The following is a 25,879-nucleotide window of genomic DNA, read 5'->3' as shown; positions in this document are numbered from 1 at the left end:
GGGGATTCTGTTGCGGTCGTGGGTCAACCTGGGCGGCCGGGCAGTCGCATCGCCATCAGCGCCCCGCCGTCGGCAGACCGGCTGGCGTAGACCGAGCCGCCGTGCCGTTCCGCCGCCTGCTTGACGATGGCCAGGCCGAGACCGGAGCCGGGCAGCGTGCGGGCTTCCTCCGAGCGGTAGAACCGGTCGAACACGTGCGGCAGGTCCGCGTCGCTGATGCCCGGTCCGGCGTCCGCCACCTGCAGGAACGCGTACCCGTCGCCCGCCGGTTGCAGCTCGACGCGCACCGTGCCGCCGGGCGGGCTGAACTTCACCGCGTTGTCGAGCAGGTTGAGCACGGCCCGTTCCAGCGACGCGGCGTGGCCCACCAGGTGCCACGGCTGGAGTTTGACGTCGAAGTGCACGCCGGTGGCCCGCCGCCGGGCGCGGTCGAGCGCCTGCTCGATCACCTCGACCAGCTCGACGTGCTCCTGCACGGCAGGCGCGGCGTCTTCCCTGGCCAGTTCCACCAGGTCGCCGATGAGCTGGGTCAACTCGTCCAGCTGGGCGCGCAGGTCGTCCTGGATCTCTCCGCGATCCTGCGCGGACAGCGTCGGCGCGCCGGGGGCCTCCGAGGCGAGCAGCAGCTCCAGGTTGGTGCGCAGCGAGGTCAGCGGGGTCCGCAGCTCGTGGCCCGCGTCGGCCACGAGTCTGCGTTGTCGCTCCTGGGATTCGGCCACCGCGCCGAGCATGGTGTTGAAGCTGTGTGTGAGCCGGGACAGCTCGTCGTCCCCGGCCACCGGAATCGGCCGAAGATCACCCGTCCGGGTTACTCGTTCGGTGGCGGCGGTGAGCCGCTGCACCGGTCTGAGGCTGCCGCGGGCGACGGCGGTGCCCGCGAGGGCCGCGACGATGATGCCCGAGCCGCCGATGACGATCAGCACGACGGCGAGCTTGGCCAGCGTGCTCTTAGTCGACTCCAACGGCTGCGCCAAGACGAGCGCGGTTTCGGATAAGAAGGGGTAGTTGCGGGCTAAGACCCGGGTGTCGGTGGCCTGGTCGGTGCGGAACGACTCGGTGCGGACCCCGGCCGCCACCTTCAGCTCGTCCGCCCCGATCGGCGGTCGCACGACCGGGCGGTTGAACGCCGACTGGCCGCGCTGGTTGATCACGTCGAACTTGATGTCGGAGAGTTCGAGGAAGAAGCTCGGGATCTCCGTGCGGCTGGCGTCGATGACCTGGGTGTTGTTGACCAGCGCGTTGGCGCGCTCGACCAGGTTGTCGTCCACCTGCTGGTAGAGCCCCCGGTAGACGGTGATGTAGGCGCCCAGGGACACCAGCGCCACCGCGCCGCCCACGCACATCGCGGCCAACAGGGTGATCCGGGAGCGGAGGGAGAACCGCTGGGGGACCCCGGGCGCGGGCGCCCCCCGGTCGAGACTCAGCGACATCAGGGTGGGGTCTCCCGCAGGACATAGCCGACGCCGCGGACGGTGTGGATCAACCGGGGCTCGCCGTCGCTCTCGGTCTTGCGGCGCAGATAACCGACGTAGACCTCCAGCGCGTTGCCGGAAGTCGGGAAGTCGTAACCCCAGACCTCTTCGAGGATGCGGCCGCGGGTGAGGACCTGCTTGGGGTGCGACAGCAGCAGCTCAAGCAGGGCGAACTCGGTGCGGGTGAGGCTGATCGGCCGCTCGCCCCTGCGGACCTCGCGGGTGGCTGGGTCCATCTCCAGGTCGGCGAACCGCAGCAGCGCCGCCGCCTGCGTCCCCGCCTGCTCGGGCTGCGCCCGCCGCAGCAGCGCGCGCAGGCGGGCCAGCAACTCCTCCAGCGCGAACGGCTTGGGCAGGTAGTCGTCGGCCCCGGCGTCGAGCCCGGCCACCCGGTCGGAGACGAGGTCGCGCGCGGTGAGCACCAGGATGGGCAGGTCGTCGCCGACGCCGCGCAGCCGCCTGCACACCTCCAGCCCGTCGAGCCTGGGCATCATGACGTCCAGGACCATCGCGTCCGGCCTGCTGGCCTGCTCGGCGCCGAGCACGGACTCCAGGGCCTGCTGGCCGTCGCTGGCGAGGTCTACCTGGTAGCCGTTGAACTGCAGCGACCGTCGTAGTGACTCGCGCACGGCCCGATCGTCGTCGACTACGAGGATGCGCATGTGACTCAGTGTTCACTGTGCTGCTGAGACGCGCCTGAGAGGTCCCCCGGAGTTTGCGCTGGCAGGCCTGTCGCGGTGCTGTCAGCGGTCAGAAGGTGTTGGACAGGCGGACGGGGTGAGGGGCTCCGGTAAGCGCGTCTAAGAGGGCGGCGGTAGGTCTACCGGAGAGCAGTCCGGCTCGGCGCAACGAGTGCGCGGTAGTGGAACCGGCGAACCAGGGGCCGAGTGCTCGGGCGTGCAGGTGGACCTCGCCCGTGCCGCCGGGCTCGCAGAACGCCGACGAGCCGTCGTGGCCGAGGCGCCAGCGGCCGGTGTTCCACGGGGCCGTGGGGTCGGTGACCTCGATGTCGACGCTGAATGGCTTCATGTGCGCCACGGCGGGCCAGCCGCGGGCGGCGACGGCGGCAGGCAGGTCCACGACGCGCAGCATGAACCGGTGGACTTCGGCGCCGCGGGTCAGCGCGCCGGGGACGAGGTGGTCGAGCAGGGCCGCGTCGAAGACCCTGACCTCGGCCTCGGTGAGCAGGCCCGCCCAGCTCGCGAGTTGGCGGAGGAGGACGTGGGCGGCTTCCACGTCGTCGGCGACGAGGTCTTTGACGACCAGCCGGGCATCGTCTGGCCTGTCCGCGGTGAGGTAGCCGCGCAGTCCTTCCGGGCCGGGGGCAACGGTGACCAGGTCGGCGCCGAAGACCGACGCGTGGTCGGAGCCGGGCTCGGCGCGGTCGAGCATCCCGTCGACGGTCGCCGCCGTGCGCAGGTAGCAGGCGTGCAGGTCGGGCAGGTCCGCGGGCGTCGCCGGGCGAACCGGAAGCGGGGCGCGCGGAGTCGCGGCGAGGTTGACCAGCGGCACCGTGGCCCACTCGACCGTGCCGACGTGCTCCCAGCCGTGGCGGCGGTAGAGGGGCAGCACGTACGGGTAGAGCGCCGCGATGACCTGGCCGGCTTCGCGCATCACGCGCAGCGATTCGGACAGCAGAGCGCCCGCGACGCCCCGGCCGCGCGCGTGCGGGTAAACCGCCACGCTTGCCACGCCGCCGGTAGGGACGGCGACGCCGCCGAAGAACTGCCGGTAGTCCCAGATGCGCAAGAACCCGGCGGTTTCGCGATCCAGTTCGCCCACCAGACCGCGCCAGCCGCCTGACAGGACACCGGTAGAGCTACGGAACACCAGGCGGCGTAGCCGGTCTATGTCTTCCCTGTCTTCATCGCGGTAAGCGCGGACAGTCACCACGTGAAGAAGCCCTGGCCGCTCTTGCGCCCCAACTCGCCTCGGGCCACCTTGTCGCGCAGCAACTGGGGCGGGGTGAAGCGGGGGCCAAGCTCGGCCGCGAGATGGTCGGCGATGGACAGCCGGACGTCGAGGCCCACCAGGTCGGTCAGCCGCAGCGGCCCCATCGGCCAGCCGTAGCCCAGGCGCATCCCGGTGTCGATGTCCTCGGGCGACGCGACGCCCTCCTCGACCATCCGGATCGCCTCAAGGCCGACGGCGACGCCGAGCCGGGAGGTGGCGAACCCGGGCGAGTCGCGGACCTCGATCACGGTCTTGCCCAGCGCCTCGGCCCAGCCGCGCACCCGGGCGACGACATCGGCGGACACGCCCGCGTGGTGCACCAGTTCGACCAGCGTCTGGACCGGGACCGGGTTGAAGAAGTGCATCCCGATCACCCGCTCGCCGGGAAGCGCGACGGCGAGCGCGCCGATCGACAGCGACGAGGTGTTCGACGCCAGCACCGCGTCCGGGCAGGCGGCTGCGGCCTCGGCGAGGACGGCGCGCTTGAGGTCGAGCTTCTCCGGCACGGCCTCGATGACGAGCGCGGTGTCGGCGGGCAGGTCGCCGAGCTTGTCGGCGGTGCTGAGCCGGGCCGCGAGCGCGGCGGCGTCGGCGAGCTTGCCGCGGTCCTCGGCCTTGCGCAGCGACGACTCAACGGCCCTGGCGCCCGCCGCGGCCCGCTCGGCGTCGGCCTCGGCCAGCACGACCTGACTACCGGCGGCCAGGAAAACGTGCGCGATGCCCGCGCCCATCGTGCCGCCGCCGATCACCGCGACCGTGCCGGGAACTCCACTCACGCTTCGCCTCCGTTGTCGTCTCGCCCCCGACAGCTTCGGCGGCGGCGCGCGGCCCGGCAATGCGGGATGGCTCACTGGCGCCGATCAGCCGGTGCCCGGGCGGGCACGATGGGGGCGTGCGGATCATCCTCCTGCGGCACGCGGAAAGCCTCGGCAACATCGATGAGCTGGCCTACTGCCGCATCCCCGACCACGCGTTGCCGCTGACCGAGCGCGGGGAAGAGCAGGCGCGCGCGGAGGGCGCGCGCCTGCGTGACCTGCTGGGCGACGAGCCGGTGGCGGCTTACATCAGCCCGTATGTGCGCGCTATCCGGACCTTCGGTCTGCTCGGACTAACCGTCGAACGGCAAGTGCAAGAGCCCCGGCTGCGCGAACAGGACTGGGGGAACCTGCAAGACCCGGTAGAGCAGGAAGTGCAGAAGCAGAAGCGGCACGAGTTCGGCCACTTCTTCTACCGGCTCGCGCACGGCGAGTCCGGCGCGGACGTGGACGACCGGGTGGCCAGTTTCCTCACCGAGCTTGAGCAGCGCGTCGAGAACGACCCCGGCCACCCGGACACCGCGCTGGTGGTCTCGCACGGGCTCACGATGCGGCTGCTGTGCAGGCGGATGTTCGCCTGGAGCATCGAGCTGTTCGAGTCGCTGTCGAACCCGCCGCACTGCGACCACCGCGTGCTCACCTACGCGGCCGGGCGCTGGACGCTGGACCGCCCGTTCTCCCAGTGGCGGGAGTCGCCGGACGGCGCCATCCAAGTCCCTATTGATCAGTCCAGCTCCCGGCTGCCTGACTGCTCTTAGCGAAGACAGGCTTAGAGCAAACCCCGCCGGTAGGCCTCGACCAGCCGCCGGGGAACCATCAGCTTGCGGCCGTCGAGCGCGGTGACCGGAACCAGGTCGGGCACGGCCGCCTTCCACTGCGACCGGCGGTGGCGGGTGTTGCTGCGCGAGGTCTTGCGCTTGGGGACGGCCATCAGCGACCACCCCGCACGCGGTTGCCGTAGCGGCGGTTGAACTTCTCGACGCGGCCAGCGGTGTCCATGACCCGCTGGTTGCCGGTCCAGAACGGGTGCGAGTCGGAGGTGACGTCGACGACGATCAGCGGGTAGGTGTTGCCGTCCTCCCACTCGATCGTGTTTGCAGAGGTGGCGGTAGAGCGGGTGAGGAACGACTTACCGGTGGACTGGTCTTGGAAGACCACCGGGTGGTAGTCGGGGTGGATTCCGGGCTTCATGACTCTTCCTTTCGCGTGGTCGGAACGCCGAGGTCCGCGGTTTCGGCGCAGGGGTCGGCGTGCCAGGCGCCGAACGGGTCGGGGTAGTGCGGCCAGGCGTCCTCGTCGGCCATTTCGGCGTCGGTCAGCAGGGCAGAACGCAGCGCGGCGACGATGTCCTCCGGGTCGGCCCGGTGGGCGATGACGACCAGTTCCTGCACGCGGTCGCCGAAGCGCGGGTCCCAGTCGAAGGCGGCCTTGGCGCGGCGGTCGGCGTCGGCCCGGTCCCACGACTCGTCGTCCACCGCGGCCAGCCAGACGCCCGCGTGGCCGACGCGCAGGCCGCCGCCGGAGGACTCCAGCCACAGCGCCACGTCGGGCTGGCTCGCCACCCACACCCGGCCACGGCTGCGCACGACCCCGTCGAGCAGCACGTCGATGGCGGCGTGCAGGCGCTCGGGATGGAACGGGCGGCGGTCGCGGAACACGGTGAGCGTGACGCCGCAGTCCGCGTCGAGCGGGGGCTGGCCGCGCAAGAGGGGGCCGTGCGCGTCGGTTACCTCGCCGCGTCGGGCGTTCTCCGGGACCGCGGCAAGCAGTGCGTCCAGACCGAGTTCGGGCTGTTCAAGAGTGTCGAGGTAAGCGCGGGGCGCGCCGGGGGTGAGGCGGTCGAGCACCGCCGCGGTGCGGGCGCCGAGCCAGGCGTCCGCGCGGCCGTCGAGCACCACGGCGTCGGCGAACTCCACCTGCCCGACCGCGACCTGGGCCAGGGTCCGGTCGTCCTCGGAAGGCACGCCGGGGACGTGCTCGGCGAGCTGGACGTCGCCGGTGGCGTCGTCCAGCCAGGTCCGCTCATCGAGCACGGTCACGACGGCCTCGATGTCGGCGAGGTCGGTGATGGTGTGCTCGCCGACCAGCGCGTGGTGCAGCGCCCAGCAGACCGGCTCCGGCTCGACCATCGGGTCGAGGTGCAGCACGATCCGCTCGACGGCCGGGGTGGCGATCAGCTTGCGCACCAGCGGCAGCAGGTCTTCGCGCAGCGTGCAGGAGACGCAGCCGTGGGCGAGGTCGAGCACGACGGTGGTGTCTCGCGCGCCAACCCGCAGCCGCCTGCGGACCACGCCGTCGGCGACTTCGCGCAGGTCGTGGTGCACGACGGCGGTGCTCGGCCCGGCGAACCGGTCCGCGAGCGCCTCGGTGGCCTCCCTGCGCAGCCCCGAGGCGAGCACCAGCCGGACGCGCCGGTCGTTCGACACTGGCGGACTCCTATCGACAACGATTTCCATCTGGTCGACCATGACGCTACCCTGACCGGCGTCCATAATGAAAACGAGTCCCATATTCAGGGAGGTCGCGTGTCCGCGATCTGTCAGGTCACCGGGCGCCAACCCGGCTTCGGCAAGCAGGTGTCGCACTCCAACCGGCGCACGTCCCGCCGCTGGAACCCCAATGTGCAGCGGCGGCGCTACTGGCTGCCGTCGGAGAACCGGCACGTCACGCTGCGGGTGTCGGCCAAGGGGATCAAGACCATCGACAAGCGGGGCATCGAGGCCGTCGTGGCCCGACTGCGCGCGGAAGGACAGCGGATCTGATGGCGCGCAACGAGCTTCGGCCGATCGTCAAACTCCGCTCCACGGCGGGCACCGGGTTCACCTACGTCACCCGCAAGAACCGCCGCAACGACCCGGACCGCCTGGTGCTGCGCAAGTTCGACCCCGTGGTCCGCCGCCACGTCGAGTTCAAGGAAGACCGCTGATGGCCAAGAAGTCCAAGATAGCCAAGAACGAGCAACGCAAGGTGATCGTCGCCCGCTACGCCGAGCGCCGCGCCGCTCTCAAGGAGGCGGCGCGCTCGCCGAAGTCCACCGAGGAACAGCGCGAGGCGGCCCGGATCGCGCTGCAAAAGCTTCCCCGCGACGCGAGTCCCGTTCGGATTCGCAACCGGGACTCGGTGGACGGCAGGCCCCGCGCTTACCTGCGCGCGTTTGGCCTGTCGCGGGTGCGTTTGCGCGAGATGGCGCACCGCGGCGAGCTTCCCGGCGTCAGCAAGTCGAGCTGGTAGGAGAAACCGATGGCGAAACCAGAACGCCGCCCTGGCAAGAAGAAGCCGAACCCGCTGCTCGCGGCCGGGATCTCCACAGTGGACTGGAAAGACGCCCAGCTGCTGCGCAAGTTCATCTCCGACCGGGGCAAGATCCGCGCCCGGCGGGTGTCGGGGCTGACGCCCCAGCAGCAGAAGCAGGTCGCGGTGGCGATCAAGAACGCCCGCGAGATGGCGCTGCTGCCCTATCCGGGCCCCGCCAAATCCTGACCCGCCGTGCTCGGGCGGTCGGCGAAGACCGCCCGAGCAGGCGAAACTCGATACTCCGATCGGGTCACGACCAAGCTCCCTTGTAGCCTTGCCGCACTGTGTCGCAGGCCACGAACGCGCTTGTCAGCCGTTCGGCGAGGACAAGTCGAGGACGGTGTGGGGCAGGACGACCAAGCAGCCGCGACCGAGGCGCTGCGCGCCGACCGCGAAGTCCGGCTGCTGATCGACGCGGGCCGCCGGGACGAGGCCAACTCCCTGTTCGACCAACTGCTGTCCAAAGTGCCCCCGGGCCTCGATCCCTGGGCCCGCGCGGCGATTCTGACCCGCCGCGCGGTCGCGGCCTGGCGGCTGCGGCGCATCCCGCTCGCCCTCGAACTCGCCGCCGAGGGCTGGAGCGACATCGACGCGGAGCAGCCGCACGGCTCGTCCGCCGCCGACACATTAGGCAGATTGGGTTACCTGCTTGAGGGAATCGGTTACCGACGCGCGTCTTTGGAGATAGGCCGGATCGCGGTAGACGTCGCCCGAACGGGTGACGACGTGGAGATTTTGGCGCATTCACTGCAAGGTCTCGGTGGGACACTGAACTTCCGCGCGTGCGAGCAGCCGCCGGACGAGGCCGATGAGACTTTCCGCGAGGCCATCCCCCTGCTGGAGGAAGGGCTGAGCCTGGTCTCCGACGGCCGGATGCACTTGGCCCTGCTCGCCGCGTACGGCGCGTCGCTGGCCGGGATCGGCGAACTCGACCGCGCCGAGCGCATCGCGCGCGAGACCCTGGAACTGGCCAAACCCGAGGGAAACCGGTGGGCGACCTCAGTCGGCTACTGGGTGCTGTCCACGATCCGGCGCAAGCAGGGGGCGCCTGCCGAGGCGATCGCCTACGGCCGGGCCGCGGTCGAGGACGCCGAGCGCACCAGCGACATCTCACTCTTACAGCGGTACTCGCAAGACCTCGCCGACATCTGCCGGGAAAGCGGGGACACCGCGGGCGAGGCGCAAGCCCTGCGGCTCAACGTCTCCGCCCGGCGGACCGCCATGGAGACTCTGCAAGAGGGGCTTGGGCAGGCGTTGGAGCAGCGCCGGTTGGCGATCCGCGCGCAACGGCTGGCGACGGCAGCGCAGGAGGCCGCCGCCCGCGACCCGCTGACCGGCCTGGCCAACCGCCTCGGCCTGGAGAGCACCGCCCCCGGCCTGCTCGCCCGCGCGGTCGCCGCGCACCGCGCCCCGTGGCTGGTCCTGATCGACGTCGACTGGTTCAAGGGCGTCAACGACGCGGCGGGCCACGCCGCTGGCGACGCCGCGCTGCGCGAGATCGCCCAACTGGTGCGCGCCGAATGCCGCGCCGACGACGTGATCGCCCGCTGGGCCGGAGACGAGTTCGTCGTCCTGCTTACCGACAGCCCGGAAGACAACAACCCGGTCGGCGTCACCGTCGCCGAACGCATCCGCGCAGCGGTAGACCGCCACGACTGGACAGCGGTACTCGGCACGAGCCAACGGCCCACGGTAAGCATCGGTGTCGCCACCGGTCCCGACACTCTCGAACGCCTCTTCGCCAACGCCGACGCCGCCCTCTACCGAGCCAAACGCCGCGGCCGCAACCGGGTCGAGGTCCACGCCGCGGCGTGAGCCCCCGAGTGTCAGGCGATAAGACCCCCGCGGTAAGCCACTAGAGCGGCTTGGACGCGGTTCGCGGCGCCGATCTTGCCCAGGACAGCGGAGACGTAGCCCTTTACCGTGGCCTCGGAAAGGTGCAGGGCTTGGCCGATCTCGGCGTTCGACAGGCCCTGCCCGACCAGGCCGACCACCTCCAACTCCCGCCCGGACAGCGACGAGAGCAGCCTGCGGGCGGGTTCGGCGGCGCGGGCGCCGTCGGCGACGGCCGTCACGAGGCGGGCGGCGACCATCGGGTCCAGGACGGCGCCGCCGCGGGCGAGGTCGCGGACGGCCTTGACCAGTTGGGCGGGGTCGGTGTCCTTGAGCAGGAAGCCGTTGGCGCCGACGCGCAGCGCCTCTTGCACGTACTCGTCCACGTCGAAGGTGGTGAGCATGGACACGGCGGGACGCTCGGGCAGGGCCATGAGCCCGCGCAGGGCGAAGATGCCGTCCACCGAGCCCATCCGGATATCCAGGAGGACGACGTGCGGGCGGTGCCTGCGGGCCGTCTCGGCCACGTGCAGGCCGTCGTCGCACTCGGCGACGACCTCAATGTCGCCTGCGCTGGACAGAATCGTGCGCAGACCCGACCGGACGAGGTGTTCGTCGTCCGCGAGCATCACCTTGATCACAACGCCTCCCGACTGGCGTCCGCGGTCCCGGATGGCGGTGACCCGACGGCTCTTTCTCTCACCCATCTGAGCTGGGGTCAAGCCATCACGTTTACCGGCTGTATGCCGTTAATTCTACCCACCGATGCGGCCTGACCTCGGCTTTTTGTCAGAACCCGCCGGTTTTCCGACACTGCTTTGCCACCTGCGGCTAACCGGAGAGACGCAAACCCGAAGCTCTTTCGCAACAGAGTGACGCACCGGTAACGTGTCGCGGGTCTCAGTTCGCGAGAGGAGCCCCGGCATGGCAGGACGCGCTCGGCACCTGATCGGCGCGATGGCGGCCCTGGCCGTGGTCGCCGGGCTCGTGACCGCTGGCCACGAGCAGGCGGCCGGGGACACCCTGCCGCAGCGCGCGGCCGGGTTCGCCGAGGGCGACTACTGCCTCGGGCAGTGCGCCGACATCCTGCCGCCCGGCCAGAACGGCAGCGCGACCCTGGCCGAGATCCTCGCCCACCGGACCCTGGGGACCCGCCCGAAGCACTTCGACGACCAGATCGGCAAGTACGACGCGCTGGCCAAGGGCTACGGCGGACTGACCACCGACAAGATCAACGCCTACTTCAACGACGCCTCGTTCGGCGTGCCGCCCGACCAGGTCGAGAGCACGAAGAAGCCGCGCGCGGACGTGACGATCATCCGGGACAAGGCGACCGGCACCCCGCACATCTACGGGACCACCCGCGGCGGCACGACCTTCGGCGCGGGATACGCCGCCGCGCAGGACCGGCTGTTCCTGATGGACGTGCTGCGCCGCGTCGGCCGTGGCCAACTCACCCCGTTCGCCGGGGGTGCGGCGGCCAACCAGCGGCTCGAACAGGGCTTCTTCGCCGACGCCCCGTACACCGAGGCCGACTTGCAGCGCCAGGTGGACGAGGCCGCGGCGGCGAGCCCGCGCGGGCAGGTCGCCATCGCCGACGCGCGCTCCTACCTCGACGGCATCAACGCCTACATCGCCGAGGCGCACCGCGGCCGCTTCTTCCCGGGCGAGTACGTGCTGCTCGGGCACGTCGACGCGGTGACCAACGCGGGCCGCATCGAGCCGTTCAAGCTGACCGACCTGGCGGTCATCGCCTCGCTCATCGGCTCCCAGTTCGGCGGCGGTGGCGGCGGCGAGGTCCAGTCGGCGATCGCCAAGCTGGCGCTGCAGGAGCGTTACGGGGTCGTGGAGGGCGAGCGGGTCTGGCAGAGTATGCGCGGCGAGGACGACCCGGAGCACATTCACACTATCCACAATGGACAGACATTCCCCTACGCCAAGCGCCCGGCGAACCCGCAGGGCGAGGCGTTGCCGGACAAGGACTCGGTGACCGCGCAGCCACTCGTGTTCGACCGCACCGAGTCAGCGGCGGCAACCAGTGCGACAACCGGCCTCGACGCGGCCAAGGGCATCCTGGACGACGGCGTGCTCCCAGGCGACCTGCTGGAGAACAAGCACGGCATGTCCAACGCCCTGCTGGTCTCCGGCGCGCACACCGCGAGCGGCAACCCGGTCGCGGTGTTCGGCCCGCAGACCGGCTACTTCGCCCCGCAACTGCTGATGCTGCAGGAACTCCAGGGGCCGGGCATCAGCGCGCGCGGCGCGTCGTTCGCGGGCATCAGCTTCTACGTCCTGCTCGGCCGCGGCCAGGACTACGCGTGGAGCGCCACCAGCTCAGGCCAGGACGTCATCGACACCTACGCGGTGGACCTGTGCGCGCCCGGCGGCGGCCCGGCCACCAAGGACAGCGACCACTACATCCTGCGTGGACAGTGCGTGCCGATGGATGTGGTGGAGCGGAAGAACTCCTGGGTTTCCTCGATCGGCAGCACGGCGCCGCCGGGCTCGTACACACTGCGGTCGTACCGGACGAAGTACGGCCCGGTCACCCACCGCGCCACCATCGGCGGCAAGCCGGTCGCCTACACCCGGCTGCGCTCGACCTACCTGCACGAACTGGACTCGGTGATCGGGTTCCAGGAGTTCAACGACCCGGACGCCATCCGCTCGGCCGCCGACTTCCAGCGCGCAGCGTCGCACGTGACCTACACGTTCAACTGGTTCTACGCCGACGCGAAGGACATCGCCTACTACAACTCCGGAGCCAACCCGGTCCGCCAGTCCACAGTGGACCCGGGGATGCCGGTGCGCGCCAACGCGGGCTTCGACTGGGTGGACTGGGACCCGGACACGAACCGGGCCGCCTACACCCCGTACGAGCAGCACCCGAACGTCGTCAACCAGGACTACCTGATCTCGTGGAACAACAACCAGGCCCCGGGAACCGCGGCGGCGGGGCTGGACCGGCAGGCGGTGCACCGCGGCGACCTGCTCGACGCGCGGGTGAAGTCGCTGATCCAGCGCGGAATCAAGGTGGACCGGGTGAATCTCACCCAGGCCATGGCCGAGGCCGCCCTGGTCGACCTGCGCGCGGAACGGGTGCTGCCGCTGGTGCTGCGGGTCATCGGCGACGGCGACCCCGCGGTGGGCGAGCTGAAGCAGTGGCTCGCCGCGGGCGGGCTGCGCACCGAAACCGCGCGGGGCAGCAAGACCTACGCGCACGCCAACGCGATCAAGACCCTGGACGCGTGGTGGCCGCTGCTGGTGCGCGCCGAGTTCGAGCCCGGCCTGGGCGCGGCGGCCTACACGGCGATGACGCGCAAGCTCAAGATCGACGAGACGCCGTCGAACGGCAACGCCCACCAGGGCTCGTCGTTCCAGAGCGGCTGGTGGGGCTTCGTGCACAAGGACTTGCGCGCCGTCCTCGGCGACGAAGTCCAGGCCCCGCTGGGCAAACGGTTCTGCGGCGACGGCGACCTGGGTCGGTGCGGGCAAATCCTGCTCGACACGCTCAAGCAGGCCGCGGCCACCCCGAAGGAACAGGTCTACCCCGGCGACGCAAGCTGCGCCGCGGGCGACCAGTGGTGCGCCGACGCGGTCATTCACAACCCCCTCGGCGGCGTCACGCAGAACCCGATCAGCTTCCAGAACCGGCCGACGTTCCAACAGGTCGTGGAGTTCCCGGCGCGCCGTGGCGACACCGTGGCGAACCTGAGCGGCGCCGCCACGGCGTCCAGCCACGAGCGCGGGCTGTTCCCGGCGCCGCCGCGCAACGCCGTCGACCGCGACCACAAGACCCGCTGGGCCAGCGACTGGAGCGACAACCAGTGGCTCACCACGGATCTCGGCTCGGTGCGGCCGGTGGCGCGGGCCGTGCTGAGCTGGGAATCGGCCCACGCCACCGGTTACCGCATCCAGGTCTCGACCGACGGCGCGTCCTGGCGGGACGTGTGGTCGACGGCCACCGGCGACGGCGGCCGGGACATGGCCGTGTTCGCCCCGACCGACGCCCGGTACGTGCGTATGCAGGGCGTTTCGCGGGCGACCCCGTACGGCTACTCGCTTTACGAGTTCGAGGTCTACGCGAAGTGAGCCGGGGTCACGCCGCGCGCAGGGCGTCGCTCAGCTTCACCCGCCCGCCGCTGCGCATGACCGCGTTGCGGTAGATCCGGCCGGAAAGCCAGACCAGCGCCGGGATCAGCGCCACCATGAGCACCACCGCCAAGCCCGCCTCCCACGCCGGGACACCGCCCATGGCCAGCCGCATCGGCATGAGCGTCGGCGCGAACAGCGGCACGATCGACAGCACCTCGACCAGGTGGTTCCCCGGGTCGTTGGGCAGGACGGAGATGCCGACGACATAGCCGAGGATCACGAACATCAGCGGCGGCGTGATCACCCCGCCCACGTCCTCCTGCCGCGAGACCAGCGCGCCGAGCGCGGCGAACACCAGCGAGTACGCGAAGAAGCCGAGCAGGAACCACACGACGAGCCACACCACGGTGCCCACAGCGGCCGACACCGAGATCGTCAACACCCCCGTGGCCAGGCCCGCGACGACGCCGCCACCGCCGATCACGACCATCTGCGCCAAACCGACCACGCCGATGCCGAGCACCTTGCCCGCCATGAGCTGCCACGGCCGGATCGTGGCCAGCAGCAGTTCCACGACCCGGCTGGACTTCTCCTCCACCACGCCCTGCGCGACGGACTGGCCGTTGATCAGCAGCGACATGTAGATCAGCACGCCCGCGATCATCCCGATGACCAGTTGCTGGCCGTTGTAGTCGAACGGCGGCTCCAGCGGCCGCACCTCGGCCTTGGCCCCGGAAACGGCCTGCCCCACCGCGACCGGGTCGCCGCCGAGCCCGACGATCTGCTGGTTGAGCGCCAACTGCCCGGCCAGCACGTTGAGCGCGTTGCGCAACGGGTCGTCGATGTCCTTCTTGACCACCACGACGATGCTCGACCCGTCCCCCACAAGCAGCGCGTCGAGCGTCCCGTCGTCCACCTGGGCGCGGCCCGCGGCCTCGTCGGCGACGGCGCGGGTGTCGATGTCCTGCCCGATGGCCGACCCGGCGCCCTTGAGCGGCGCCTGCAACGCCGCGGCGGCCGGGGTGACGCCGACGGTGGCGTCGGAGCCGCCGCTCACGGTCTTCATGAACAGCGTGAACCCGATAAGCAGCAGCAAAGTCGCCGCCGTGGTGACCAGGAACGCCTTCGACTTGAGCCGGGTGCCGACCTCACGGCCCGCCACCAGCCCGACGGCTTCCCAGTTCCCCATCCGGACATCCGGCGATGCGTTCACGCCGCCACCTCCTGCGAGACCACGTTGCGGAACAGCTCGGTCAGCGACTGCCGCCGCCGGGAGAACTCCGTCACCGGCCCGGTGTCGAGCGCCGCGCGCAGCACGGCCTGGTCGTCGGCCCCGTCACCGAGTTCGAGGACGGTCCGCGCCCCCACCTGCTCGGTCACCGTCACCCCCGGAATATCCGCCGCCCACCCCGGCGGCGCCAGCGGCGCCTCCACCACGAGCCGCACCGTTCCCCCAGCGCGCAACGCGTCCACGGTGTCACAAGCCACCATCTGCCCACTTCGGACAATCCCGACCCGATGGCAGAGCCGCTCGACCAAATCCAACTGGTGACTGGAAAACACGACCGGCACCCCGTCGGTGGCCTTGTCCAGCAGCACTTCGCTCATCACGTCGACCGCCACCGGGTCCAACCCGGAAAACGGCTCGTCCAACACCAGAATCGCCGGGTTGTGCACCAGCGCGGCGGCAAGCTGCACCCGCTGTTGGTTGCCCAGGCTCAGCTTCTGCACCTCGTCATCCCGCCGCCCCGCGACCCCCAGCCGCTCCGTCCACTCGGCCACCGACCGCCTCGCGGCGTCGGCCTTCAGCCCATGCAGCCGCGCCAGGTAGACCAACTGCTCGCCCACCTTCATCTTCGGATAAAGCCCCCGCTCCTCCGGCATATACCCGATATGCCGCCGCGTCGCCAACGTGATCGGCTCCCCCGCCCACCGAACCTCCCCCCGGTCAGCGGCCAACACCCCCAACGCGATCCGCATCGTCGTGGTCTTCCCCGCCCCATTGGACCCGACGAACCCGAACAGCTCCCCGGCCCCCACCTCGAAGGTCATCTCCCGCAAAGCCACGACATCCCCATACCGCTTGGAGACCCCATCGATCTCCAACCGCCCCTGTGCCACCCTCGGTCTCCCCTCACACACCCGTCCACGGTGAAGCCAATCCTGCCGCCCACCGCCCGAACGGCCATCCGGAATCTCCCCTAGTGGAGCACCCACCCCCATGGCCCCACATCAACCCACAGGACCACCCGGTAAGCTGTGTCCTCGCCCGCCCTCGTAGCTCAGGGGATAGAGCATCGGTTTCCTAAACCGTGTGTCGCAGGTTCGAATCCTGCCGGGGGCACCAGCTCTGACCAGCGGAAACTGGTCAGATCAAGATCGCAGGGCCGCCCACTGGGCAGCCACCCGCCCCGGTGGGGCCGTCGCTGGGGCAGCGCGAGTCGGGCCTGCGCGGTTCAGGTCGAGCACACTCAGGTGCAGCCAGAGCCGGTCGGCAGGCGCACAGCCCCGGTCGACACCGCGGCTACTGCTTCTTTCGGGTTAGCCGGACCCGATCAGCCCGGTCCGCCGGGGGTCTTGCCGGTATGAATCAGTCGTGATCGATGTGCCTCCGCTTCGGCTGCGTGGATTTCACGCGCTTGTTGGGACTGGGCCGTGGCTGGACTTGCTGGACGCCGGGGTGCGGCAGGGGTTCTCCCGGGGCGCCACGCTGATCCGGCAGGGCGATCCTGGCACGGATGTGCTCGCCTTGGTCGCGGGGCGGGTGAAGGTCGTCGCGGGAAATGCCGATGGCGCCGGCCTGCTGACCGCCCTGCGCGGGCCCGGTGATCTCGTGGGTGAACTGGCGAGGCCGGTGACCGGACGCACGGCGACGGTGGTGGCCATCGACGACTGCGCGGTCGCGCGGTTGTCGGCGGCAGGCTTCCGCCGATTCCTCGAACAGCGGGGGCACGTCGGAAGCCTGCAGGACTACCTGGTGGCGAAGCTCTCCGAGACCGTGCCCTTCCAGGTCCAGCTTGTGCACCTCAGCGCGCGTCAGCGGATCGCGCGCCTGCTGATCGAGTTGGTGTCGCTCACCGACCCCGCCGATCCGCACCGGATGAGAATCCCGTTGTCGCAAGAGAAGATCGCCGAAGCGCTGGGGGTCGTGCGCAGCACCGTCAGCGAGCAGTTGGCGGTGCTGCGCGACAGTGGCGCGCTGGGACCCGGTCCCCGGGTAGTCGTCCGGGATCTGGCCGAACTGACTATCCACGCCGGGCTTCGACTGTGAAGTGACCGGCGTCACTGCCCGGACTGTCCGACGGCGGACAGTTTCTGTCGTGGGTCTCCGCAACCCTGGTCGTGCCGATCAAGGCCATACCTGAAAAACAAGGGAGAGAACTATGGCATTGGAGAGTGGTCCCGCGCTGCGCGTGCCCGCTGAACTGCCGCCCTACACGGCCATTCTGATCGTGGATGTGAAGGACTTCAGCGGCATCAAAGGCCGGGACCACGCCCGGGTGACCGAGGCTATTCCGGGAATCCTTCGACAGGCGTTCCGCCGCGCGGGATTGGCGGACCACTGGGATGAGGCCCGGTTCGAGTTCGGCACCGGCGACGGATACGTGGCGGGTTTCCGCCCCGCGGTGCTGCCGTTCCTGCTCAACCCGTTCCTGCCCGCGCTTCAAGAAGAACTGGCCTATCGCAACAAGGTTGCCATGGACACCGACCAGCGGCAGCCCATCCGGATGCGGGTCACCGTCCACGTGGGTCCGATGACCAGTTCCGAGGCGAAAGCCCTCAGCGAGGGAAGTGGGGTGGCGCGGATCGAGGCGCATCGGCTCATCGACGCCCCGCCGGTCCGCGACCTGCTGACGAGGTCAAGCCCGACGACCTGCGTGGCCGCGATCGTCTCCGCGCGGGTCTTCGCGGACGCCGTCCAGCCCGGATTCACCGGAGAGGACCCGGACCTCTATGTCCGCGCGCCAGTCGAGGTGAAGAGCTACGAGGGAACGGCGTACCTGCGGGTGCCCGCTCCGTCAGGAGACCTGCTCGTGAACGGTTTCCACACCGCCCGCCCGGAAACCGACACCACCGCGGCGCCGCCGGATGACACCGCGAAGGGCGGTCAAGTGAACAGGATGCGCGATGTGCACGGCAATGTGGTGCAGGCACACACCTACAACGAGACCAACAGGCAGGGTGGCACCGGAGACATCAACGGCAATGGCAACATCACACTGACCGGAGCGCAAGGCACTGTGCACATCGGTGATCACCACTTCAGCGGCGCCCGGCGGCGGCCCAAGGACAAGAAGTGATTGACGAGCCAGATTCATTTTCACCCCGCCAGGGCGGCACGGGTGATATCAACGGCGACAACAACGTCAACTTGACCGGATCGCATGGTCGGGTCTGGCGCGGCGACATTCACATCGGCCTGGACGCACTCGACCGGCTCGCCGAGCGGGTGCCCCCGCGCAGGCCCGTGAGCGCGAACCGGCTGGAACTCCTCGACAAGCGGTTCGTGCCCCCCTCCGGCCCCGGTTTCGCGCAAGCGCAGGAGCGGCTGCGGAACCCGGGAACAGTGGTGATCTCGGGACAGCCGGGAAGCGGGCGGCTCGCCGCAGGACTCATGCTCCTGCACCGCTCGGGGCAAGGCGACGTCAGTTCCTTCCAGGAGCTGACGGTCACCGAAGGGCAACTCGACCCTGACCCGCGCACGATTCAGGAACAAGAACGCCTGCTGCTGGATCTCACCGGCTACGGGCATAGCCAGCTGAGCGACATCAAGAACGCGGTCGAGATATTCCGCGCCGAGGTCGAACAGCGGGCTTACCTCGTTGTCGTGGTGTCCGCAGATCAGCAGAGGGCGTGGGGGACCGACTTCGGGCGGGTGCTGACAATCGGGTGCCCCGAACGGGCAGCGGTCCTGCGCCGTCACCTCGAAGTCGAGGGCATCGCGCTGCCGGACAAGGCTTGGTTCACCCCCGGGCTGGCGCACTACCTGCACAGCGGGCGCATGAGCGAGATCGCCGAACTCGCCGATCAGGTGCGCGCGGCCCGCGACCGAGCGCTGAGCGCCGAACCCGGAAACTGGCTGGCGGACGCGCTGAACGCGCTCGCCGACCAGCGGGGCGCCGCGCGCAACCGGGTGACCGCCCTGCGCGACGGTCGCGACAAGGCTCTGCTGTTCACCGCGGCGATGCTGGACGGCGCCTCGGTGGACGAGGTCTTCGACAGCGAAGCACGCCTGCTGACCGTGGCGAAGTACCCCCATTCCGGCTCGCACTCGCTGGACGAGAAGGACTTCACGCAGCGCCTTGACGACCTGAGGCTCAAAGTCGACGCCCACGGAGTGCGGATCGCCGAACTCGGTCTGGACGCCGCGCTCAGGACCTACTTCTGGACGTCGATGCCTGGCCTGCGGACCGCGTTTCGCAACTGGGTCGCCAGCGTCGTGGCTTCGCAGAAGGTGACGGGCCCGCACAAGCGCCAGATTGTCGAGCGGTTCGCCGAGCAGGCGCTCGCCGTCGGCGAGAAGGAGCACATCGTCCTGCTGGTCCACCAATGGACTCGGGAGAACCTGCGCGCCAAGAACCGCGACAACTACCGCATCCTCGCGGAGATCCTGCTCCATTTTGGACTCACACACGAGCAGCGGGGCCAGGAGTTCCGCCGCCAGTTCTACGACTGGGCGAAGAACCCGTCGACGGCTACCCCGCTGGCCCGCATCATGGTGCCGCTGTGCGAAACCGTCATCGCGCCGACCTTCGCCGACCAGGCGGTCGTGCGCCTGCGCCACCTCGCCGGACACGGCGACGAGGAAGTCCGGTCGGCCGCGGCGAACGCGCTGCTGCGGCTCGCGGGCGTGGCGCACTTCTGGCGAAGGATCTTGTATCGCCTGTGCCCCACCGAGGACAGCGACCACTTCCCCGCACCGGACCGCCTGCTCTTCGCAGGCCTGGCCGCTCCGGAACTCCTGCTCCGAGTGCGTGCCGTCCTCGGCCATTCCCAGGTTCGCAGACAGCTCACCACGTGCTGGCGACTGATCCTGGCCGACCCGCTCGACTGGACACCCGAGCTGGTCACACGGTGGCTAAGCGCCAAAAACCCTGTGCTGCGCCGAATCCTGGTCGACGCCGCCGCGCCGGACCCCGCGCTGCTGGGGTACCTCTACGGCATCGGCCGCCGCTGGCAGGCGGCGGCGACACCAGCAGAAGACGCGGAACGCGTGGTCAACGACCTCAGGACCGCGGTCGATCGTGCCCTTGACCTGACTTTCCTTTCACCCGAAGCCCGACCGGAGGAAACCGGACGATGAACGACAACGACAAACTCCGCATCGGGGCACTGGCGGCCGCCGCGGTGCTGGTGCCGCTGCTGGTGCAACTGCTGTTCGAGCCCGCCACCTGGATCGTCGTCACGACCATGGTCCTGGGCGCGGTGGCGCTGTTCGCGGCGGCGGTCAAGGTGCACCACATCCTGGAGGCCGGGGAACGCGAGTTGCGGTCCGCCCAGTTCCGGATGGACGAAGTGCCACAGCCGCTACCCGAACCCCAGCCTGCCCCCGAGGAAGTCCGTTGGGAGGACAAGCTCACGGGGGTGCCCGTGCCGAGCGCGGAACCCGATTACCCGTTCATCGTTTCGGCCACCGTGCGCTGGGCGTACACCCACAACGGCCGCCACCCGATCGGTGATCCCGCTGCCGTGGTCAAGCGCATGGTGCTGGAACGGATCTGCGCCGTCACCGCCGCCCGCCAGCCCGTCAATCCGCTGTTGCTCCAGCACGAGATCGCGGCCGAGATGAGCACACCCAGGCCGGATGTGAGCGGCGCGCTGGTCGGATGGGCGGAACAGGTCACCCTCACCCTCGACAAGGACGATGCCGAACGGCTGGCGAAATTGGCCGCGCTGCGCAAGGAAGAACTCGTCTGGGAACACGAACGCCGCTTCGAGATCAGCAAGCGCGACTATCTCGGCAACGACGTGCTCAAGTCCACCGGGAGCGCCGTGGTCTGGCGTCTCGCGCAGGACCACCACAAGGTCATCGAGACCGTGGACATGATCGACACGATCTCCCAGCTGACCGCGGCGGCCAATGACGACAGCGTGCCCGCACTGTCGCGAAGGCTGGAGCTGGAGCCGTCCCCGGTCAGTGTCCTTGCCGAAGAAGATCACCTCTGGTCCGTTCCCGCTGCGCCGGAACCCCCGGTCAAGCCCGGCTTGGCGCTGGTCGAGGAGATGTTCCCGCAAACCGAGTCCGGTCAGCGAGACCTGTTCCTGGATCAGCTCGCCGAGCTGATCCGCAAACATGACCGGCACGACATCGCCGACCAACTGTGTCCCGACCGAAAGCAGGCGGACTCCCCCGTCGAACCTCTGAACGAAGTGATCCCAGACCTCGACACCGGCTCGGCGCGGGAGACGCCCGCCGAACCTCCGCAGCCAGACGCGGACCCCGACCGGCCGGACCTCTGAAAAGGACTCACCGCCGGACGCCGCGCCCGTCGCGGCGTCCGGTGACGTTGGCACACCACCGCGGCCCGCCAGGCCGAGGATGCACACACTCTTATCCCCGCCGATGCCAGCCCCTATCGTCACGCGCGTGGCAGAAGGCGAAGTGGTGTCCGATATGGACATCGGGCTCCGAAGCGTCGAGAACAGCCGCGGCGGCGGCGGTGACCGCGCGGGGGCAGCGGGCCGCTGTCGCGGTGGTGCAGGTGCTGGGGTTGGCGGTGTGGTTCTCCGTGTCGGCCGTGGTGCCGAGCCTGCGCCAGGAGTGGGGTATCAGCGCGGGCGCGGCGGTGTGGCTGACCGGGTCCGTGCAGATCGGGTTCGCCGTGGGGGCGGTGGGGTCGGCGGCCCTCAACCTCGCCGACCGGGTGCGGCCGCACCGCCTGCTCGCGGTGAGCGCGGGCGCCGGGGCGGTGTGCACGCTGCTGCTCGCCGGGGTTGTCGACGGGATGGCGGGGGCGGTGCCGCTGCGGTTACTCACCGGGGTCTGTCTCGCCGGGGTCTATCCGGTCGGGATGAAGCTGATGGCGTCCTGGTCCGCGCGGGCCGTGCGGGGGCGGGCGCTGGGGCTGCTCGTGGGGGCGCTCACCCTGGGCTCGGCGCTGCCGCACCTGGTCAGCGGGATCGGCCCGCTCCCGTGGCGGGGCGTGCTCGTGGCCGCGGCCTGCCTGGGCGGGCTCGGCGCGGTGGTGGCCGCGGCCGTCGTCCGCCCCGGCCCCCAACTGGCGACCGGCGCACCGCCCCCGAACCCCCGGTACGCGCTGACCATGTTCACCGAGCGCGGCCCCCGGCTGGCCAACCTCGGCTACTTCGGCCACATGTGGGAGCTCTACGCCCTGTGGACGTGGGTCCCGACGTTCCTGCTGGCCGCTCGGCTTCGCCCTCACCGTCGTCAGCATCCAGCTGGTCCCCCTGCTCGCCGACGCCGTCGGCTGGCGGCACGCGTTCCTGCTGCTCGCCCCGGGCCCACTCGCGGGCGCGGTCGCGATGCGGCTGCTGGCAAAGGCCCCGGCGGCGCGCCGAGAATGACTTGACCCGGTATCCTCCCGCGTCCTTCGGCGAGGTTCTCGACACGTTAGCCACAAAGCCGCCCGCCGCTCGGCCACAATGGCCCAGGAAACCTCAGGAAGCGCCAGTCACCCAGCGTGATCAGGGCGAAGCCTGCTCGGAAACGCGTACTCCGGTCGAGTGGCTAATCGTGTCTGTCACATAAATGTGATGTCCAGCGATTAGACAGAGGAAGTACGCCGACTCTTAGGAGGATGAGCGTCATGGCCTGGCCGCGGACCGAGGACGGGGAGGCGTCGTTCCGCAACGCCATTCACGGCCAGGTTTCCGGACAGGTTGTCCAGACCGCCAGTGTGGGCGCGGTCCACTTTCACGGCGCCCCGGCCGCCCAGGACGTGACGCCTTCGCAGCTTCCTCCCGCGCCCACGGCGTTCGTCGCCCGTGAGCGGGAACTGGCGCTGCTCGACGGGCTCAGCGAACCGAGAACCCGGGGCGTGGCCCCCATCGTGATCCGCGGGGTCGCCGGGGTCGGGAAGACGTCGCTGGCACTGCGCTGGATGCACGAACTCGCCCCTCGGTTCGATGACGGCAGGCTGTTCGTGAATCTGAGCGACCCTGGTTCGGGCGAACCGGTGACGGCGTCGGAGGTTTTGGAGTGGTTCTTGCTCTCTCTCGGGGTCGCCGCGGAACGGATTCCGCTGGAAACCCAGCGGCGGTACGCGTTGTACCGGTCGGTGACCGCTCACCGGCAGATTCTGGTGTTGCTGGACAACGCGGTGTCCGCGTCGCAGGTGCGGCCGCTGCTGCCCGCCGGGCAGGGCAGCGTGGTCGTGGTGACCAGCCGGTCACGCCTCTCCGGGTTGGCGCTCGACGGGGCGCGCTGGCTGGATGTCGACCCGTTGGATCACAGCGACTCCCTTCGCCTGTTGCGCGCGCTGGTGGGCGACGACCGGGTAGGGGCCGAGTCGGAGGACGCGGTCCGCGTGGCGAGTTTCTGCGGCGGCCTGCCGCTGGCGCTGTCGGTGGTGGCAGCCCGGCTGGCCAGCCGGGCACGGCGCACGTTCGCCCGGGAAGCGGGCGATCTCAGCGGCGAAGGCGACCGCCTGGCAGGGCTGACGCTGGACACAGAGACCTCCGTGGAAGTGGTGTTGGACATGTCGCTGGCGGCGCTGCTTGATGACGAGGAAGCGGTTTACCGCCTGTGCGCGTGGCATCCGGGGCGAGAGTTCGGCGGGCAGGTGCTGGCCGCCGCGCTGGACTGGCCGGAGGGACGGGTCGTCAAGGCACTCGACGGCTTGGTCGAGGCGAGTCTGCTGACCGAGACCGGAGAGGACCGGTTCGCCCTGCACGACCTTGTGCGACTGCACGCCCGCCATCTCGATTCGGACAACGGCCAGGTCTTGCAACGCCGCATGACCGACTGGTACCTCGATCGCGCCGCCGCGGCGGACACTGTGGTCCACCCGCGACGGCCGCGGCTGGCGCCGGTGTACCAGACCGCCGATGGCTCGGCGTTCACCGACACCGCGGCCGCGCTCGGCTGGCTGACCCGTGAACGGGCAAACCTGCGAGCGGCTTTGGAGAGCGCGGCGAGCCGCGGTTGGGACGACGTGGTCTGGCAGTTCTGCGAAACCCTCTGGGGATATTTCTTGCACACTCGCCGCTACGGGGAATGGATCGACATGCAGCGGGTGGGGGTCGCCAGCGCGCGGCACTGCGGTGACCGACGAGCCGAAGCGCTGATCCGCATTCAGTTGGGTTACGCCCTGACCAAGATCGGCCGCCGGACCGAGGCCGTCGAACAGATCGCGATCGCCCGTGATCTGGCCCGCACCGCCCAGGACCCGCGGGCGGAGGCCACGGCATTGGAGCAGTTGGGACTCGCCGTCCTCGACGACGACCCGCACGCGGCGCTGGATTTCTTCAGTCAGGCCAGAGATCTGCACCAGCGGCTTGGCCGCGATCGCGGGGTCGCGCTGTGCAGGCGGCGGATCGGCGAGGTGCTCCTCGCTCTCGGCCGCTATGACGACGCGGTTACAGAGTTCTCGGCGGTCGCCGAGGCGATGGCCGTGCTCGGCGACCCCACCCAGCACGCTCGCGCCGTGACGATGCTGGGCGCCGCGCATTCGCGTGCCGGGCGCCTGCCGCAGGCCGAACGTGTGCTGCGGGACGCCTTCGAGGCCATGCGGGAGTTCGGCTCGGCCTACTACCAGGCCGAGATCGCCGCCGCCCTCGGCGACGTCTCGGCCCTGGCAGGCGACCAGGAGTCGGCCGTGCGGTGGTGGGACCAAGCCGCCACGCTCTACGACCTTGTCGAAGACCCCAAAGCCGAACTCATGCGGTCACGCGTCCGCGGCTGAGACAAAGCGGGACGCCAGCGGGCACAGTCGCACCACATAGGACAGAGCTGCCCGGATGACGGCCCCGGTCATGTCTTGTTCCTCCACCGACGAGACCAAGACGTCAGCATTGTCGAGCCAGTGTTTTTCCGCGCGGCCGATATCCGCGATGAGCACGTCACCTGGCGGAAGCCACTCGTCCGATCCGCGCCAGGACACGAAGTACACACCCACCGTCCGCACACTGATCGTCATCGACATGGTCGGCATGGCCAATCCTCTCACCAGTCGAGCGGAATGGGGATAGGGGCAGAGGTGACAAATACGGGCCACGGGGGCTCGGGAATGTCAAGCAGCCGGTACATCGCGGTTCGCAGCAGGCGGTGGGACATCCCCGGACGAGCGGAGATGGCTTCGCGGAGCCGCGTGGAACCGGGACGTGCCCGAACACGGTCCAATTGCGGGCGAAGCGGGGCGTCCGGATCGAGCCGAGGCGCGAAACGGCCCAGCGTGTGCCCCACGCTGCCCGCCCGGATGTTGTGGTCGGGGAAAGCCGCCAGACACATTCTGCCGCCGAGCGCGCCCGCGTAAGCGCTAGTCGAGCCATGGTCTCCGATCACGATGTCACTGGCGATGACTGTCGCCTGCCAACCCCGTTCCGGTGGAATGACCAGCAGCCCTCGGGCTGTCGCGCGGGCCAGCCACGAACGCACCTGCCAGCGGCCATGCACCGCCCAGATGTTCGGGTGGAGCACCGCGGCGACTTTCGTCTGGGCGTGCGCGGCTTCGACGACGAGTCGTTCGTAGAGTTCGATGTGCTTGCCGAAGACCGATTCCGGCGACCAGGTGGAACTGATCGTGATGAGCTCGTCTTGGTCACCCACCCCCAGGGCGGCCCGGTAACGGGAGCGGTGCACGACACTGGCCATGATCCTGTCGAGGCAGATGTCACCGACGACCAGCGACCTCGGCACGGCCTCCGCGCAGGTTCGCCGCAGGAGTGCCTGGTCGGCTTCGGTGGGAAGCGCGATTGTCGCGGGAATCACCTGGCCACGGCGGGTGAGCAGCTGCCGGTCCAGCCCGGTCGTCGGCAACACCCCGCCGGTGACCGTGCGAGTGCGCTTGCGGCTCTTTCCCGCACCCGCGCCATGCGGAAGCAACAGCAGTTTTCCGTGCACATGCTCTATGCAATCGTGGCTGGCGCTCAGCACCAGATCCCAATTGTGCCGCCGTGCTTGGTCCCACGGCAGGACGAGCGCGCCGAGATCGCGCACAAAACCGTCGAGGCCATGCCACACGTCCTCCGATGAGGGCATGGTGAACACCACCTGAACCCGGTGGTCGCCGTCGAGCACCGGCAGCAGGTCCAGCAGCCGGGTGCCCGCGGTCATGGTCGGCACCAGGACAAGCACCGTCTTGCAGCCGTTTCGCGTGACCCGGCCGATCATGTCGATTCCCACCGGCCCCCGTGTCCATGCGGTCGCCTGCATCTCCCCTCCCCCGTCCGCCCCGTGCCACAGCCTGGGGCCCTTCCCCGTATGAGCGGACTAGACACAGAGTGCGCGTCACCACC

General features: G+C 69.9%; 25 protein-coding genes and 1 tRNA gene. 14 read left to right on the top strand and 12 right to left on the bottom strand.

Features of this window, described 5'->3' with window-relative positions; genetic code table 11:
* Positions 1-23 precede the first annotated feature (23 nt).
* From BLS56_RS19750 to BLS56_RS19735, 4 genes are all read right to left on the bottom strand, one after another.
* Positions 24-1,430 carry a HAMP domain-containing sensor histidine kinase gene (locus tag BLS56_RS19750; protein ID WP_175482933.1) on the bottom strand — a complete coding sequence of 469 codons (1,407 nt, stop codon included), beginning with the start codon at positions 1,428-1,430 and terminating at the stop codon, positions 24-26.
* On the bottom strand, positions 1,430-2,134 hold the full coding sequence (locus BLS56_RS19745) for a response regulator transcription factor (RefSeq protein WP_091453008.1): 705 nt from the start codon (positions 2,132-2,134) through the stop codon (positions 1,430-1,432). The genes BLS56_RS19750 and BLS56_RS19745 overlap by 1 nt, the downstream gene beginning before the upstream one ends.
* An 88-nt stretch (positions 2,135-2,222) precedes the next feature.
* Positions 2,223-3,254 (bottom strand): GNAT family N-acetyltransferase, encoded by a 1,032-nt coding sequence (locus BLS56_RS19740; protein ID WP_407640536.1) that lies wholly within the window; start codon positions 3,252-3,254, stop codon positions 2,223-2,225.
* 104 nt (positions 3,255-3,358) lie between these two features.
* Positions 3,359-4,201 (bottom strand): 3-hydroxyacyl-CoA dehydrogenase family protein, encoded by an 843-nt coding sequence (locus BLS56_RS19735; protein WP_091453003.1) that lies wholly within the window; start codon positions 4,199-4,201, stop codon positions 3,359-3,361.
* A 116-nt stretch (positions 4,202-4,317) separates the two neighbouring features.
* Here BLS56_RS19735 and BLS56_RS19730 point away from each other — a divergent pair, with 116 nt between their 5' ends.
* Entirely contained in the window at positions 4,318-4,998 is a 681-nt protein-coding gene (locus BLS56_RS19730) for a histidine phosphatase family protein (RefSeq protein WP_091453000.1), read from the top strand.
* 11 nt (positions 4,999-5,009) lie between these two features.
* Here BLS56_RS19730 and rpmF read toward each other — a convergent pair whose 3' ends face one another.
* From rpmF to mrf, 3 genes are read right to left on the bottom strand one after another with little or no spacing between them, the layout of a single operon-like run.
* Positions 5,010-5,171, bottom strand: coding sequence for a 50S ribosomal protein L32 (rpmF, locus tag BLS56_RS19725; RefSeq protein WP_091452998.1), 162 nt, complete (start codon positions 5,169-5,171; stop codon positions 5,010-5,012).
* Positions 5,171-5,431 carry a type B 50S ribosomal protein L31 gene (locus tag BLS56_RS19720; RefSeq protein ID WP_091452996.1) on the bottom strand — a complete coding sequence of 87 codons (261 nt, stop codon included), beginning with the start codon at positions 5,429-5,431 and terminating at the stop codon, positions 5,171-5,173. Before BLS56_RS19720 ends, rpmF begins: the two co-directional genes overlap by 1 nt.
* A complete protein-coding gene (gene mrf, locus BLS56_RS19715) occupies positions 5,428-6,666 on the bottom strand; it encodes a ribosome hibernation factor-recruiting GTPase MRF (protein WP_228771774.1) in 1,239 nt (412 codons plus the stop codon). The genes BLS56_RS19720 and mrf overlap by 4 nt, the downstream gene beginning before the upstream one ends.
* Positions 6,667-6,765: 99 nt before the next feature.
* Between mrf and rpmB the strand changes: the two genes are divergently transcribed.
* From rpmB to BLS56_RS19690, 5 genes are all read left to right on the top strand, one after another.
* Positions 6,766-7,002 (top strand): 50S ribosomal protein L28, encoded by a 237-nt coding sequence (gene rpmB, locus BLS56_RS19710; RefSeq protein ID WP_091452993.1) that lies wholly within the window; start codon positions 6,766-6,768, stop codon positions 7,000-7,002.
* Entirely contained in the window at positions 7,002-7,166 is a 165-nt protein-coding gene (rpmG, locus tag BLS56_RS19705; RefSeq protein WP_091452991.1) for a 50S ribosomal protein L33, read from the top strand. The genes rpmB and rpmG overlap by 1 nt, the downstream gene beginning before the upstream one ends.
* Positions 7,166-7,471, top strand: a complete 306-nt coding sequence (rpsN, locus tag BLS56_RS19700; RefSeq protein WP_091452989.1) for a 30S ribosomal protein S14 — start codon at positions 7,166-7,168, stop codon at positions 7,469-7,471. Before rpmG ends, rpsN begins: the two co-directional genes overlap by 1 nt.
* 9 nt (positions 7,472-7,480) lie before the next feature.
* A complete protein-coding gene (rpsR, locus tag BLS56_RS19695; RefSeq protein ID WP_091452984.1) occupies positions 7,481-7,720 on the top strand; it encodes a 30S ribosomal protein S18 in 240 nt (79 codons plus the stop codon).
* Positions 7,721-7,876: 156 nt separating this feature from the next.
* Positions 7,877-9,349: a GGDEF domain-containing protein gene (locus tag BLS56_RS19690; protein WP_091452981.1), complete on the top strand. Its 1,473-nt coding sequence runs from the start codon at positions 7,877-7,879 to the stop codon at positions 9,347-9,349.
* Positions 9,350-9,360: 11 nt separating this feature from the next.
* Here the strand turns inward: BLS56_RS19690 and BLS56_RS19685 are convergent, their stop codons facing one another.
* A complete protein-coding gene (locus BLS56_RS19685) occupies positions 9,361-10,008 on the bottom strand; it encodes a response regulator (RefSeq protein WP_091452980.1) in 648 nt (215 codons plus the stop codon).
* Between the two features lie 283 nt (positions 10,009-10,291).
* Here BLS56_RS19685 and BLS56_RS19680 point away from each other — a divergent pair, with 283 nt between their 5' ends.
* Entirely contained in the window at positions 10,292-13,459 is a 3,168-nt protein-coding gene (locus tag BLS56_RS19680; protein WP_228771773.1) for a penicillin acylase family protein, read from the top strand.
* A gap of 7 nt (positions 13,460-13,466) precedes the next feature.
* Here the strand turns inward: BLS56_RS19680 and BLS56_RS19675 are convergent, their stop codons facing one another.
* Positions 13,467-14,651, bottom strand: a complete 1,185-nt coding sequence (locus tag BLS56_RS19675; protein WP_091452977.1) for an ABC transporter permease — start codon at positions 14,649-14,651, stop codon at positions 13,467-13,469.
* Between the two features lie 20 nt (positions 14,652-14,671).
* Positions 14,672-15,583, bottom strand: a complete 912-nt coding sequence (locus BLS56_RS19670) for an ABC transporter ATP-binding protein (RefSeq protein WP_228771772.1) — start codon at positions 15,581-15,583, stop codon at positions 14,672-14,674.
* Between the two features lie 150 nt (positions 15,584-15,733).
* Here BLS56_RS19670 and BLS56_RS19665 point away from each other — a divergent pair.
* From BLS56_RS19665 to BLS56_RS19635, 7 genes are all read left to right on the top strand, one after another.
* Positions 15,734-15,809: transfer RNA gene (locus tag BLS56_RS19665), tRNA-Arg, on the top strand.
* A gap of 249 nt (positions 15,810-16,058) precedes the next feature.
* Positions 16,059-16,733, top strand: a complete 675-nt coding sequence (locus BLS56_RS19660; protein ID WP_228771771.1) for a Crp/Fnr family transcriptional regulator — start codon at positions 16,059-16,061, stop codon at positions 16,731-16,733.
* Positions 16,734-16,845: 112 nt separating this feature from the next.
* Positions 16,846-17,763 carry a hypothetical protein gene (locus tag BLS56_RS19655; RefSeq protein WP_091452972.1) on the top strand — a complete coding sequence of 306 codons (918 nt, stop codon included), beginning with the start codon at positions 16,846-16,848 and terminating at the stop codon, positions 17,761-17,763.
* The gene (locus tag BLS56_RS19650) at positions 17,760-19,766 is read left to right on the top strand and encodes a hypothetical protein (protein WP_091452969.1); all 2,007 of its coding nucleotides are present in this window, start codon (positions 17,760-17,762) and stop codon (positions 19,764-19,766) included. The genes BLS56_RS19655 and BLS56_RS19650 overlap by 4 nt, the downstream gene beginning before the upstream one ends.
* The gene (locus BLS56_RS19645; RefSeq protein WP_091452967.1) at positions 19,763-20,923 is read left to right on the top strand and encodes a hypothetical protein; all 1,161 of its coding nucleotides are present in this window, start codon (positions 19,763-19,765) and stop codon (positions 20,921-20,923) included. Before BLS56_RS19650 ends, BLS56_RS19645 begins: the two co-directional genes overlap by 4 nt.
* 200 nt (positions 20,924-21,123) lie before the next feature.
* Positions 21,124-21,993, top strand: a complete 870-nt coding sequence (locus tag BLS56_RS19640) for an MFS transporter (protein WP_228771770.1) — start codon at positions 21,124-21,126, stop codon at positions 21,991-21,993.
* A 228-nt stretch (positions 21,994-22,221) separates the two neighbouring features.
* Positions 22,222-24,327 carry a tetratricopeptide repeat protein gene (locus BLS56_RS19635; protein WP_091452965.1) on the top strand — a complete coding sequence of 702 codons (2,106 nt, stop codon included), beginning with the start codon at positions 22,222-22,224 and terminating at the stop codon, positions 24,325-24,327.
* On the opposite strand, the gene BLS56_RS19630 is transcribed toward BLS56_RS19635, so the two are convergent.
* Positions 24,310-24,576, bottom strand: coding sequence for a hypothetical protein (locus BLS56_RS19630; RefSeq protein WP_091452963.1), 267 nt, complete (start codon positions 24,574-24,576; stop codon positions 24,310-24,312). The genes BLS56_RS19635 and BLS56_RS19630 overlap by 18 nt on opposite strands.
* Positions 24,577-24,587: 11 nt before the next feature.
* Positions 24,588-25,796 carry a hypothetical protein gene (locus BLS56_RS19625; protein WP_091452960.1) on the bottom strand — a complete coding sequence of 403 codons (1,209 nt, stop codon included), beginning with the start codon at positions 25,794-25,796 and terminating at the stop codon, positions 24,588-24,590.
* Positions 25,797-25,879 lie beyond the last annotated feature (83 nt).

It is taken from the genome of Actinokineospora iranica (assembly GCF_900101685.1).
Taxonomy (GTDB): Bacteria; Actinomycetota; Actinomycetes; order Mycobacteriales; family Pseudonocardiaceae; genus Actinokineospora; species Actinokineospora iranica.
This window is presented reverse-complemented; position numbering and strand designations above follow the sequence as displayed.